Below are 12,143 nucleotides of genomic sequence, written 5' to 3'. Positions count from 1 at the left end.
GGGGAGGCCCTCAGGCGGCGGCTGCCGATTCCAAGAGGATCCGGAGTTGCTCCAGCGCACCCTCTGCCTCTGCGGGGCTGCAGGAGGCCGGGAGGGCGTCCGCAGCGACGGCCAGCTCCACCTCACAGCCGCACTCGAAGTCCTCGGTCATGACCTCCAGCAGCGAGCGGGCGTCGACGCCTGGCCTGCCGTCCTTGCTGATGGTCACCGGGAGGCCGGTCGCCGTGACAGCCCGGACAAATACTGCCGCGGGCCGGGCGTGGAGGCCGATGGCGGCCGTGACGATTGCCTTGCGAACTGGCAACGGGACTCCCTCATGCTGGTGTTGTGCTGTACGTGTTGCTGCTGCACGGGCTGGCCACGCGAGCGGTGACCCAGGTGGAGGGCGTCCGGCAGGCAGTCCGTCAGGCCGGGCGGGCGGCATTGCCCCGGCTCCGGCCTGTACCTACAAGGGTAGCGGCGGGGGAGTACCCGGCACGACTTGAGTCGGCGGCGTGGTCTAGACCTGCCGGGTCACGGGCTTACCCTTGAGATATGAGTGTATTTCCCGCGCCGGGCCGCAACCGGAGGCTGAACCATGGCGTCCACTAACGCGTCCAAGATGATTGGCGAGATCGACCGTCAGAGCGGGGTGCCAATCTACGTGCAGTTGCGCGAGATCCTCCGCGCCCACATCGCCGCCGCGTGCCCGCCTGGATCCGCGCTGCCCTCCGAACGGGACCTCGCCCAGCGCTTCGGCCTCGCCCGGATGACCGTGCGCCAAGCCATCGATGCCCTCGTGGGTGAGGAAGTAATTGAACGCGTCGTGGGCCTGGGCACGTTTGTACGCAAACCCAAACTGGATCTCCAGGTAAAGCTGACTTCCTACAGCGAAGAGATGCAGCGCCGCGGCATGGTCCCGGCCGCCAAGGTCCTGAGCTTCGAACAAATTGGCGCCAGCGCGTTCCTGGCCCGTGAGCTGCAGTTGGAGGAGGGGACACCCCTTGTCAGGTTCCGGCGCCTCCTGCTGGCCGACAACGAACCGATGAGCGTGGACGAAAACTTCATCCCGGCCCACCGGGTTCCCGGCCTGCTGGACGGCGAACCGCCCACATCGCTCTACAACGTGCTGAGCGAACGCTACGGGCTGGTGATGGAATGGGGCGAGGACATGATCGAGGCGACGGCTGCGTCGCCGTCCACGGCCCGTCTCCTGAACGTCGAGGTCGGAACCCCGCTGCTCAAGATCCAGCGCCACGCGTTCGTGGCCCGCGCCATGGTGGACTACTCCGTGTCCTACTACCGGGCTGACCGCTACAAGCTCTGGGTGCCCCTGCAGCGGCCTGGCGTCCGGCCCACCCGGAACTACGCCTCGGGGTACCGCCCCTAAACACAGCAACGCGGGGTCACGTCGCGTCCATCCCGAAGGGGTTGATGGGCGCGAGGTGACCCCGCGTTGCCTGTTGTTTCTGCAGCTTCGGGGGGACGCAGGAAGGCCCGGTCCCAAGGGACCGGGCCTTCCTTTGTATTGCTTGGTGCCGCCTAGTGGCTCAGCGACTTCGACTCAGCGGTTTCGATCGCTTCGTGGGCGCCGTGGTGGCCGTGAGCGGCCTCCAGCTCTGCCGGGGTGGCCGGGGCAACCCGGTCCTCGAAGAACCAGCGGGACAGCTTCGCGCGGCGCTTTTCCTTGCGGTCAACGACGCCGTGCTCGTTCGGCACCGCTGGCAGCGGGGCCGGTGACTCGAAGCCGACCAGCTTGTAGCGCTTGTATTCATCCAGCGGGGCGTGGACCTCGATGAACTCGCCGTGCGGCAGGCGCACGATGCGGCCGGTTTCACGGCCGTGCAGGGCGATCTCGCGGTCCTTGCGCTGGAGCGCCAGGGCGACGCGCTTGGTGACGATGAACGCGATGACCGGGCCGATGAAGAACAGTGCGCGCAGCCAGTAGGTGACATCGTTCAGGGCCACGTGGAAGTGGGTGGCGATGAGGTCCGAGCCGGCCGCTGCCCACATCACGCAGTACCAGACGAAACCGGCCATGCCGATTGCCGTACGGGTAGGAGCGTTGCGGGGGCGGTCCAGGACGTGGTGCTCGCGGTTGTCCTTGGTGATCCAGCGTTCAATCCACGGGTAGGCGAACATGACCGTGAAGAGGATGCCCGCCGGGACGAGTGCCGGCAGCAGCACGTTGAACGTGAACATGTGGCCGAACCAGATCTGCTCGACCTTCCAGTCGCCGACCGTGCCCGGCATCAGGCGGAGGGCGCCGTCAACGAAGCCGATGTACCAGTCAGGCTGGGTGCCCGCAGAAACCGGGGAGGGGTCGTACGGGCCGTAGTTCCAGATCGGGTTGATGGTGAAGAACGCCGCCATGATGGCAACGACACCGAACACGATGAAGAAGAAGCCGCCGGCCTTTGCCGCGTAAACCGGTCCCAGGGGGTAGCCGACGACGTTGCCGTCGTTGCGGCCCGGGCCGGGGTACTGCGTGTGCTTGTGCACAACCACCATGAAGAGGTGCATCACGATCATCAGCAGGATGAGCGCGGGAACCAGGAGGATGTGGAGCATGTACAGGCGGCTGATGATCATCGTGCCCGGGAACTCGCCGCCGAAGAGGAAGAACGAGGTGTAGGTGCCGATGACCGGGATGGACTTGATGACGCCGTCGATGATGCGCAGGCCGTTGCCGGAGAGCAGGTCATCGGGGAGCGAGTAGCCGGTGAAGCCTGCGGCCATGGACAGGATGAGCAGAACGCTGCCCACCACCCAGTTCAGTTCGCGGGGCTTGCGGAATGCGCCGGTGAAGAACACGCGGAGCATGTGCACGGAGACAGATGCGACGAACAGCAGGGCAGCCCAGTGGTGTACCTGGCGCATGAACAAGCCGCCGCGGACATCGAAGGAGATGTTCAGGGAGGAGCTGTAGGCCACCGACATTTCAACGTTCTTCAGCGGCGTGTACGAGCCCGCATAATGCGTCTCCGCCATGGACGGATCGAAGAAGAACGTCAGGAACGTGCCCGAGAGCAGCAGGATGACGAAGGAGTACAGCGCCACTTCGCCGAACATGAACGACCAGTGGTCCGGGAAGACCTTCCGGCCGAATTCACGGAGGATTCCGGAGCCGCCAACACGCTGGTCGACGAAGTCGGTGATGCGGCCGCCTGTGGTTTTGGCGACGAAAACAGGGGCATCAGGCGTTGTTGTTGAGGACATGCTGCTCACGCTCCCAGTAGGTCGGTCCAACGGGTTCATGGAAGTCGCTCGTGGCGACGAGGTAGCCCTCAGCGTCGACTGCGATAGGCAGCTGGGGGAGGGGGCGGCTGGCCGGGCCGAAGATAACCTTGCACTGCTGGGTCAGGTCGAAGGTTGACTGGTGGCACGGGCACAGAAGGTGGTGGGTCTGCTGTTCGTACAGGGCAACAGGGCAGCCAACGTGGGTGCAGATCTTGGAGTATGCAACGATTCCGTTGTAGGCCCAATCTGCGCGCTCGGGGGAGGGGTTGAGCAGTGCCGGGTCCAGGCGCATGAGCAGAACGACCGATTTGGCCTTCTCGTTCAGCTTTCCTTCGCTCAGTTCGTTCAGCCCTTCGGGGATGACGTGGAACGCGGAGCCCATGGTGACGTCCGCGGCCTTGATGGGGGTGCCATCCGGGTCGCGGGCCAGCCGCTTGAGCCTGCCGTCCGGGGCCGGGGCCCACAGAGTGTGGGCCAGCTTGTCGTCCGGACGGGGACCGAGGTCACCGAAGATGGCCAGGGCCGGCAGGGGGGCGAGGGCGACGGCGCCGAGCAGGGTGTTGCGGATCAGCGGCCGGCGCTTAATGCCGGTTTCCTCGACGATGTCATCGACGATGCGCACGGCAGCCTGGCGGTCTTCCTCAGTGCGGATCGCGTGGCGCTCTTCCGAGACCTCGTGGTCCGGCATAAGGGCCTTGGCCCAGTGGACGATACCGGTGCCGATGCCCAGCATCGCGAAAGCGGTGCCGATGCCCAGCAGGGCATTCTGGAGGCGGATCGTGGCGATCGCGGAGTCTTGCCCCAGATCGATCGCGAAATACGCCACCAGGAATATCAAGGTGCCAACGACCGAGATGCCGAACAGAAGGGCTACCTGCCGTTCTGCCTTTTTTGCGGCCTTCGGGTCCGTGTCAGCCAGGCGCAAACGGTGCGGGGGAATTCCAGGATCCTGGAACTTCTCCACCTCATTCTGACCAGCCGTAGCTACGGTGCCCGAGTCGTTCGGACCGCCGTCACTATGGTTGCCCATAATTCGCCTCATCCTTCTCTCGTCTCGGCGAGTGCCGAGTTAGGTTTCAATTCAAACTGCTGACGGGTCAGCAGAAAATTCTTACAGGTGCAAGGTCCGCTTATGAAGTGCGGGAAGTCAGCCAAATGGTGAACGCGATGATGACGCCCAGCCCGGCGATCCAGACAAAGAGACCTTCGGAGACCGGTCCCAAAGCACCAAGATCGGCGCCGCCGGGTGAACCGTTGGCCTCAATCTGCTTCAGGTAGGTGATGATGTCGCGCTTCCCCTCGGGGGAGATGTTCGCGTCACTGAAAACCGGCATGTTCTGGGGGCCGGTGACCATTGCTTCGTAGATGTGCTGCCCGGAGACACCCGCGAGGGCAGGGGCAAACTTGCCCCGGGTCAGTGCGCCGCCTGCAGCGGCGGCGTTGTGGCACATGGCGCAGTTGGTGCGGAACAGCTCTCCACCGTTGGCGGCGTCGCCCTTCTCATCGAGCACGCCTGCCTCGGGGATGGCCGGGCCGGGGCCGAGGGAGGCAACATAAGCAGCCAGCTGCTTGGTCTGTTCCTCGTTGAACTGGGCGGGCTTCTTGTAGGCCTGCGGGCCATTCATCTGCATGGGCATGCGGCCGGTGCCGACCTGGAAGTCAACAGCGGCGGCGCCGACGCCCACAAGGGACGGTCCGGCCTGCGAACCGCTGGCACCCATGCCGTGGCAGGTGGCGCAGTTGGCGGCAAAGAGCTTGCCGCCCTCCTTTACGTCGCTTGCGCTATAGGTGGTGGTGTCGGCCTTGGCCTGGTTGACGGTGGTGGCAACGGCGTACAGCCCACCCGTGACCAAGAGGCCCATCAGCAGCAGTGCAATTGCTGCCAGTGGGTGACGTCGCTTCTGCGAGAGTGCCTTCACGTGGTGGTTCCTTTATTCGATGCTGCGGTGGCTCCGGGAGCCGCTTCTTGAAATTCTGCCTCTTGTAGAAAAAGAGTCAAGCTGACTACTTGAGGACGTAGATGACCAGGAAGAGGCCAATCCAGACGACGTCCACGAAGTGCCAGTAGTACGAGGTGACGATCGCTGAAGTTGCCTCAAAGTGTCCGAACTTCTTCGCGGCGAAGGAGCGGCCCATGATGAGCAGGAAGGCAATCAGACCGCCGATGACGTGCAGGCCGTGGAAGCCCGTCGTTATGTAGAAGGCCGAACCGTAGGCGTTGGAGGACAGCGAGACATGCTCGGAAACGAGCATGGCGTACTCGGTCGCCTGGCCGGCGACGAAGAAGGCACCCATGAGGAACGTCAGGATGAACCATCCGTTCATCCCCCACTGGGTGAAGCTGAAGCGTCCGCCGGTCCGGCGCGGCTGGAGCCGCTCGGCAGCGAAGACGCCCATCTGGCAAGTAAAGGAACTTGCCACGAGGACGATCGTGTTAACGAGCGCAAACGGGAAGTTGAGCTTGGCTGTCTCTTCGGCCCACATCAGTCCGGAAGTCGAACGGAGTGTGAAGTACATGGCGAAGAGACCGGCGAAGAACATCAACTCACTGGACAGCCACACAACGGTTCCAACAGAAACCATGTTCGGGCGGTTCAGCGTCGGGTGCGCCGGGGTACTGGGGGCATGGGTCGCAGATGTCACATAGACATTATGTCTATAAAAGTCCGTCCTGCCCAACGCAAACCGCGTTTTCGGAGGACTTTTTCTACAAAGACGCGAATTCGCGCGGAAAAGTTCCCGGCGGGGTTCACATTGGTCTTTGCGGGGCCGACCTCGATAGCATCGGGAGGTGACTTCACAGGCATCTGCACAGGCGGCAGGCAACACCTGGCCGCGGCTCATCAACGCACTCATCAGCGGCGCCGACCTCACAGCCGGGAGCACTGAGTGGGCCATGAATTCCATCATGTCCGGTGAGGCGACGCCGGCCCAGGTGGCGGGTTTCCTGGTGGCGCTGCGTGCCAAGGGCGAGACCGTGGATGAGCTGGCCGGCCTGGTGGAGGCGATGATCGCCAACGCCAACCCCATCGACATTGCCGGTGAGAAGCTGGACATCGTGGGCACGGGCGGCGACCAGCAGAACACTGTCAACATCTCCACGATGGCCGCCCTTATCGCCGCGGGAGCGGGCGCCCGGGTGGTCAAGCACGGCAACCGGGCGTCGTCGTCCTCGTCGGGATCCGCCGATGTCCTGGAGGCCCTCGGCGTCCGGCTTGATCTCCCCATTCCCCGCGTGGCACTCAACGCCGAAGAGGCGGGAATCACGTTTTGCTTCGCCCAGGTTTTCCACCCCTCCATGCGGCATGCCGCCGTCGCCCGCCGCGAACTCGGCGTTCCGACGGCGTTCAACTTCCTGGGCCCCATGATCAACCCGGCACATGTCCAGGCGTCGGCGGTGGGCGTCGCCAATGAGCAAATGGCCCCGCTGGTGGCCGGAGTGCTGGCCAAGCGAGGCAGCCGCGGCCTGGTTTTCCGCGGCAATGACGGCCTGGATGAGCTAACCACCACCGGCCCCTCGCGGGTGTGGGAGATCCGCAACGGTGAGGTAACTGAAGCGATGTTTGATCCGCGCGATCTGGGCATTCGGACAGCCACGCTGGAGGAGCTGCGCGGCGGGGACGCGGTGGCCAATGCCGCCGTCGTCCGGGCTGTCCTCGGCGGTGCGCCGGGGCCGGCCCGCGATGCGGCGCTGCTCAACGCCGCGGCCGGGCTGGTGGCGTTCGACCTCGACGCCGTGGGTCCGCTGGCGGAGCGCATGGCCGCCGCGTTCAACCGCGCCGAGCAGTCCATTGAATCCGGAGCCGCGGCCGCGGTGCTGGACAGGTGGGTCGCCCTGTCGCAGACCGCCTAAAGATCACAAAGGACGGGCCCGGCAGATTCTGCCGGGCCCGTCTCATGTGAGCTGTTCGTAATTCGGTTGTTCGCTACTGCTCGAATCCGAGGGCAAAGGCCGCATCGAGGTCGTGCTGGGAGTAAGCGCGGAATGCGATCTGCGTTGTGGTGTGCGCGACGCCGGGAACCTTCGAGAGCTTGTCCGCGATGACGTCCGCCAGGTCCTCGTGCTTGGCGACCCGGGCGATGGCGATCAGGTCCCATTCGCCCGTTACGGAATAGACCTCGCTGATGCCGGCGATGGCGGAGATTTCCTCGGCGGTCTCCGGGATGCGTGAAGCGTTTGTCTTGATCAGGACGAATGCGGTGACCACGTGTGAACCTTTCCGGATCGGTTGCGCCGTTTGCGGGCCTGTCGGCGGCCCTTGCACGGGCGCTGCCATCTCCTGCAAGCCTAGTGCATTAGGCCTGGTGGCGGCGTGAACGCAGCCGCCGAACGCCCGCGGCCACAAGGCGGTAGCCCAGGAGGAAAACGGCCAGGCTCAGCAGGGCCACGATGATGAAGGGCAGCACCACCGTCTGCCCGGTGAGGGCCCGCAGGATCATCCCCACGCCGACGGTTCCGAGCCAGACAGCGACGCCGGCGGGCCACACCCGCAGGGGGTCATGCCACAGCCGCAGGGCCAGCCATGCGAGTGCCGCGCCTGCCAGGAACGGCCACGCCGTCGCAAAGACGCCGGTGATAATTTCCCCGCGCTGGTGCGCGTCGCGCCCGATCGCCGCGAACAGCAGAATCAGGAGTGCATCCGCGCATGCTGCCAGGGCTGCTGTCTGCGCGGGCCGGAGGCCGGAATGGGGAGCGTCCTGGGCGGACGGGCGGGGGAGTTTGGGGGTTGGAGAAGGCATACATCCAAGCCTAGTCCCGTCAGGATGGGCTCCGGGCGGGGACCGTTGTGTGTGAAGTCACCTCCGGGCTAGGCTCGGCCCCATGCCGCTGATCGCCGCCGGAGTCTGCCGGCGGCGCGGCAAACGCAAGGGAGCGCTGTGAGCGAAAAGATCACCACCTGCCTGTGGTTCGACAGCCAGGCCGAGGAAGCCGCCGAGTACTACGTCTCCATCTTCGACGGCGGCAAAATCCTCGATGTCTCGCGGTATGGCGACGGCGGTCCCGGGCCTGCCGGCCAGGCCATCACCGTTCAGTTCCTGCTTGACGGGCGGACCTTCACGGCATTGAACGGGGGTCCGGCCTTCACTTTCAATGAGGCGGTGTCCTTTGTGATCGACTGCGCGTCGCAGGAAGAAGTGGACCGGTACTGGTCGGCCCTGACCGACGGCGGCCAGGAAAGCCAGTGCGGCTGGCTCAAGGACCGGTACGGGGTCTCGTGGCAGGTTGTGCCGGCCGTGCTGGGACAACTGATCGCCGGCCCCGACCCCGACGGCGCCCGGCGTGCCATGCAGGCAATGCTCGCCATGCGCAAGCTGGACATCGCCGCCTTGCAGGAGGCCTACGACGGCGCATGACGCCCCTGGTCCGCGTGGCGTCGGGTGCCCCTGTCCGTGACCCCGGTCGGCGTGGCCCCCCGGCCCAGGGACTGTCCGCACATATGATCGTGGCATGAGTAGCGACGCCGTTCCGGAGGCTGGTGTTCCGGTGCAGCTGGATCCTCAGCTGGACGGCCAGCTGAGCATTAACGACATCCTGCTCGAACTTGGCCAGGCTCCCGTGGTGCACCCCTCGCCGGACGCGGCCAGTGAGCTGCACTTCTTCTAGGCCCGCCGCTTCCGGTTCCGCCATCCCGCGCCTGCTCCACAGTTCCTTCTGGTGACCCCGCAGAGAGGCGCTCCCGCGCCGAATTCGGGCCCTTTGGTCCTAACGGGGCACGGCCCGGGGGGGCTAGTTTGGCGCTTAAGGATGCCAGCAGGGCCTCCTCAGAACGGAAGGATGGCTCCCGTGGAGCAATTCTGGAACTTCATTTGGCTGTTCTTTTGGTCATTCGCGTTCATCGCGTATCTTTTCGCGCTGTTTGCAGTTATCTCGGATATTTTCCGGGACCACGAACTCAGCGGTTGGCTCAAGGCTGTGTGGATCATCTTCCTGGTCTTTGTGCCGTTCCTCACGGTTCTCGTGTACCTGATCGCGCGGGGCCGCAGCATGGCCGAGCGCCAGGCCCGCAGTGCCCAGCAGTCCGAAGCCGCAACAACGGAATACATCCGCTCCGTGGCCAAGGCGTCCCCCTCCCAGGAAATCGCAAAGGCCAAGGAACTCCTCGACGCCGGCACCCTGACCCAGGCCGAATTCGACGCCGTCAAGGCCAAGGCGCTGAGCCAGGCCTGACCGTCCCGCTGCGTCCTATAGGTGCATTTCCCGCCCTCGGACCACCGGTCAGTTCGGCCGCCGGTAGCTGGCCAGGCCATGTTCGTAGGCGAAGATGACGGCGTGCACACGGTCGCGCAGCCCGAGTTTCATGAGGATGCGGCCCACATGGGTTTTGACTGTTGATTCCGCCACGGTCAGGCGTTCCCCGATCTCGGTGTTTGTGAGTCCCAGCGCAATGGCCGAGAGTATTTCCCGTTCCCTCTGTGTCAGTGATGCCACCGCTTCATCGCCCGCGGCCGGGGGACCGGAGGGAAGCCTTTGGCTGAAGAGGTCCAGCATCCGGCGGCTGACCCGGGAGGAAATGGCGGCGTCTCCTCCGGCGACGGCCCGAAGGGAAGCGAGCAACTCAGCTGGCCCCACATCCTTGAGCAGAAAACCACTGGCACCGGCCCGGAGGGCCGCGAAGGCATACTCGTCGAGATCGAACGTCGTGAGGACAATGACCCGTGAGTGCGGGCACTCCTCGACAATGCGCCGGGTCGCGGCAATCCCGTCGGTGCCGGGCATTCGCACATCCATCAGCACGACGTCCGGTGCCAGAGTTCGACACATGTCGACGCCACTGCTGCCGTCAGCGGCTTCACCGGCGACTTCCACGCCGTCCTGGGCTTCCAGGACCATGCGGAAGCCCGCCCGGACGAGTGTTTGGTCATCGACAAGCAGCACCCGGATCGGGCGCGTGGACGGGGCAGCTACGGCTTCCAAATGGCTCCTTCCGGCAGCGGGAACCGTGCGGTCACGGACCATCCACCGTTGGTCAGGGGTCCCGCGCGCAATGTACCGCCGTAGAGTGCGACGCGCTGGCGCATTCCCGCCACGCCGTGCCCAGCACGGTCGGCAGGGGCGTCCACGGGCTGGCCGTCGTCGGTCACCGAGACCATGATCTCCTGGCCGGTGAACTGCGAGCGAACCGTGACAGCTGTTGCGGCGCGCGCGTATTTGAGCGCGTTGGTGAGCCCTTCCTGGATGACCCGATATACAGCCAGCTGGATCCCGGGGTCAGCGGGAGCGACTCCGGCTGACTGCAGAACCACGGGAAGCCCCGCAGAGCGGAAAAGCTCTACCAGTGCGGGAACATCGCCCACCCCCGGCGATGGTGCTGCCGCGCCGGCCAATTCGCCGGTGTTGTCCTCGTTCAAGACTCCGAGCATCCGGCGCATGTCCGTCACCGCAACGCGGCCTGTCTCGGCGACCTGGCGCATGGCTTGGACGGCGCGGGCAGGGTCGGTCGGGGCGATTTCCGCCGAACCATGGGCCAAGGAAATCATCACCGCCAATCCATGAGCGACGATGTCGTGCATCTCCCGGGCGATCGCGTTGCGCTCGGCGGCGGCCGCAATGCTGGCCAGATACTTGCGTTCATGCATCAGCCGGTCGGCACGGTCCACCAGGGCGGACACGTAGTTGCGGCGCATGCGTACGTTCAGCCCGAGCAGGGTCGCGATCACTAGTACGGCAATCGCCTGGACGGCTTGGCCAAGGTCCACCATCGACCGGGGTTGCTGGGCCGCTGCGGCAAGGAGAATTGCGCTGATGGCCAGGAGGGCAAGGACGGCGTGCCGTGCGGACCGGTAAACGCCGACGGCGTAGAGCGCCATGGCTGTCGCCACCGCTGCGAAGCTGGCCGGAACCGAGAACGTAATGAGCATGATGCCGGCTGTGGCGGCCAAAGAAGACATCGGAGCCTGCCGGCGGAACAGCAGTGCGGTGCCGGAAACCACCGCCGCCATCAATGGCAGAACCAACGCTGGGCCGTCGGCAGTGGGAACGGCAACGGCTGCTGCCAGGGCCGGCCCTGTGTATGCGACGGCGGCCAGGACGTCTGTCATACGCGGACCAGGGCGCCATCCGCCCAGCCGAAGCGCTTCGTCCGACGAAACCGGCGACGTCAAGGCCACACCCGGCAGTGTTGCGGGGTGTGCAGTGTTCCTGCGTCGGTCATGCTCCGGACTGTACCGGTCGTGGAATGCATGAGGGTCCTTGGGTCATGGCGATGGTGGCGTTGTTGGCGTGCGGCCAGTACTGCCAGGTTGCCGCTCCTGGAGCTGCTGGCACGAGATCAGTGGAGTGCGAGGACCAGGTAGAGGGCTGCCAGGGCCATCGTGGTGGGGGTCATGACGAAGCGTTCGGGTTTGCTCCGGGAGATTGCGTTCATGAGGACTCCGAGCACGAAGTATGCCGTCAGCACCCACACGGTGATCGCAGTAAATGATTCGCTGACCAACAGCGGGACAAAGCCGGACTTGGCCAGCGCCGCATAAGCGAAGAGGGCGTACAGGGGTATGGATGCTGCGCTCCCGATTCTGAGTTTGGCCGGGAGGACGCGGTGTTGTCCGCCCCATGCCATTCTCCCCAGCGGTGCTCCCGCGATCAGCGCCACCTGGAAAACAGCCAGGCCGGCCAAGAGTGCGCAGGCGAGTATTGCGGAAAGCTGGTCCAACAGCATCTGGATCCATCCCCTTGTCGAGTCCTGGGCAGCAACGCGTGTTGCGCCGTGCGATGCACGCCGTCTTGTGGTGGCTGTGGAGAGCATATTCGTGAATCCGAGGCAATTACGGGACCCGCTAGCTGTACTGCCCAGGGAGGTTGGTTAAGCGGCTGATGGGCGGCTGGCCTCCGATTGCGGTGTGGGGCCTATGGTGATTGTAGTGGTGCAGCCATGCCGGGAGGGCGTTTCTGCGGGCTGATTCCGTGGCGTAGAAGCGTTGGAAGG

At 65.0% G+C, this 12,143-nt stretch carries 16 protein-coding genes; 5 read left to right on the top strand and 11 right to left on the bottom strand.

Annotation, left to right across the window (positions count from 1 at the left end):
• Nucleotides 1–10: 10 nt before the first annotated feature.
• Nucleotides 11–304, bottom strand: coding sequence for an HPr family phosphocarrier protein (locus AC1DGD_RS12865; protein WP_476857041.1), 294 nt, complete (start codon nt 302–304; stop codon nt 11–13).
• A 273-nt stretch (nt 305–577) separates the two neighbouring features.
• Here AC1DGD_RS12865 and AC1DGD_RS12860 point away from each other — a divergent pair, with 273 nt between their 5' ends.
• On the top strand, nt 578–1,369 hold the full coding sequence (locus tag AC1DGD_RS12860; protein WP_028276728.1) for a GntR family transcriptional regulator: 792 nt from the start codon (nt 578–580) through the stop codon (nt 1,367–1,369).
• A 152-nt stretch (nt 1,370–1,521) separates the two neighbouring features.
• On the opposite strand, the gene qcrB is transcribed toward AC1DGD_RS12860, so the two are convergent.
• From qcrB to ctaE, 4 genes are all read right to left on the bottom strand, one after another.
• Nucleotides 1,522–3,198, bottom strand: a complete 1,677-nt coding sequence (gene qcrB / locus AC1DGD_RS12855) for a cytochrome bc1 complex cytochrome b subunit (RefSeq protein WP_476857040.1) — start codon at nt 3,196–3,198, stop codon at nt 1,522–1,524.
• A complete protein-coding gene (gene qcrA / locus AC1DGD_RS12850) occupies nt 3,176–4,249 on the bottom strand; it encodes a cytochrome bc1 complex Rieske iron-sulfur subunit (RefSeq protein ID WP_028276730.1) in 1,074 nt (357 codons plus the stop codon). Before qcrA ends, qcrB begins: the two co-directional genes overlap by 23 nt.
• 100 nt (nt 4,250–4,349) lie before the next feature.
• Complete coding sequence (gene qcrC, locus AC1DGD_RS12845; RefSeq protein ID WP_476849256.1) at nt 4,350–5,138, bottom strand: cytochrome bc1 complex diheme cytochrome c subunit; 789 nt, start codon at nt 5,136–5,138, stop codon at nt 4,350–4,352.
• A gap of 85 nt (nt 5,139–5,223) precedes the next feature.
• Nucleotides 5,224–5,862, bottom strand: a complete 639-nt coding sequence (gene ctaE / locus AC1DGD_RS12840) for an aa3-type cytochrome oxidase subunit III (RefSeq protein WP_230009034.1) — start codon at nt 5,860–5,862, stop codon at nt 5,224–5,226.
• A gap of 148 nt (nt 5,863–6,010) precedes the next feature.
• Between ctaE and trpD the strand changes: the two genes are divergently transcribed.
• Nucleotides 6,011–7,072 carry an anthranilate phosphoribosyltransferase gene (trpD, locus tag AC1DGD_RS12835; RefSeq protein ID WP_223917343.1) on the top strand — a complete coding sequence of 354 codons (1,062 nt, stop codon included), beginning with the start codon at nt 6,011–6,013 and terminating at the stop codon, nt 7,070–7,072.
• Nucleotides 7,073–7,145: 73 nt separating this feature from the next.
• On the opposite strand, the gene AC1DGD_RS12830 is transcribed toward trpD, so the two are convergent.
• Both AC1DGD_RS12830 and AC1DGD_RS12825 read right to left on the bottom strand, forming a co-directional pair.
• On the bottom strand, nt 7,146–7,427 hold the full coding sequence (locus AC1DGD_RS12830; protein ID WP_028276733.1) for an Lrp/AsnC family transcriptional regulator: 282 nt from the start codon (nt 7,425–7,427) through the stop codon (nt 7,146–7,148).
• Between the two features lie 88 nt (nt 7,428–7,515).
• Nucleotides 7,516–7,959, bottom strand: coding sequence for a DUF3054 domain-containing protein (locus AC1DGD_RS12825; RefSeq protein ID WP_476857039.1), 444 nt, complete (start codon nt 7,957–7,959; stop codon nt 7,516–7,518).
• Nucleotides 7,960–8,097: 138 nt separating this feature from the next.
• Between AC1DGD_RS12825 and AC1DGD_RS12820 the strand changes: the two genes are divergently transcribed.
• From AC1DGD_RS12820 to AC1DGD_RS12810, 3 genes are all read left to right on the top strand, one after another.
• Nucleotides 8,098–8,574: a VOC family protein gene (locus AC1DGD_RS12820; protein ID WP_476857038.1), complete on the top strand. Its 477-nt coding sequence runs from the start codon at nt 8,098–8,100 to the stop codon at nt 8,572–8,574.
• Between the two features lie 94 nt (nt 8,575–8,668).
• Entirely contained in the window at nt 8,669–8,824 is a 156-nt protein-coding gene (locus tag AC1DGD_RS12815) for a hypothetical protein (RefSeq protein ID WP_156945122.1), read from the top strand.
• 171 nt (nt 8,825–8,995) lie between these two features.
• Nucleotides 8,996–9,388, top strand: coding sequence for an SHOCT domain-containing protein (locus tag AC1DGD_RS12810; RefSeq protein WP_476849251.1), 393 nt, complete (start codon nt 8,996–8,998; stop codon nt 9,386–9,388).
• 48 nt (nt 9,389–9,436) lie between these two features.
• Here the strand turns inward: AC1DGD_RS12810 and AC1DGD_RS12805 are convergent, their stop codons facing one another.
• From AC1DGD_RS12805 to AC1DGD_RS12790, 4 genes are all read right to left on the bottom strand, one after another.
• The gene (locus AC1DGD_RS12805) at nt 9,437–10,051 is read right to left on the bottom strand and encodes a response regulator (RefSeq protein ID WP_476857092.1); all 615 of its coding nucleotides are present in this window, start codon (nt 10,049–10,051) and stop codon (nt 9,437–9,439) included.
• A gap of 71 nt (nt 10,052–10,122) precedes the next feature.
• Nucleotides 10,123–11,259 (bottom strand): sensor histidine kinase, encoded by a 1,137-nt coding sequence (locus tag AC1DGD_RS12800; protein ID WP_476857037.1) that lies wholly within the window; start codon nt 11,257–11,259, stop codon nt 10,123–10,125.
• 230 nt (nt 11,260–11,489) lie between these two features.
• Entirely contained in the window at nt 11,490–11,876 is a 387-nt protein-coding gene (locus tag AC1DGD_RS12795; RefSeq protein WP_476857036.1) for a hypothetical protein, read from the bottom strand.
• Nucleotides 11,877–11,994: 118 nt separating this feature from the next.
• A partial coding sequence (locus AC1DGD_RS12790; protein ID WP_476857091.1) for an integrase core domain-containing protein occupies nt 11,995–12,143 on the bottom strand: 149 nt, incomplete at its 5' end.

The sequence above is a fragment of the Arthrobacter sp. 05T45 genome, assembly GCF_056395875.1.
Note: the sequence above shows the minus strand (reverse complement) of the source record. Positions and strands in the feature narration are given on the sequence as shown.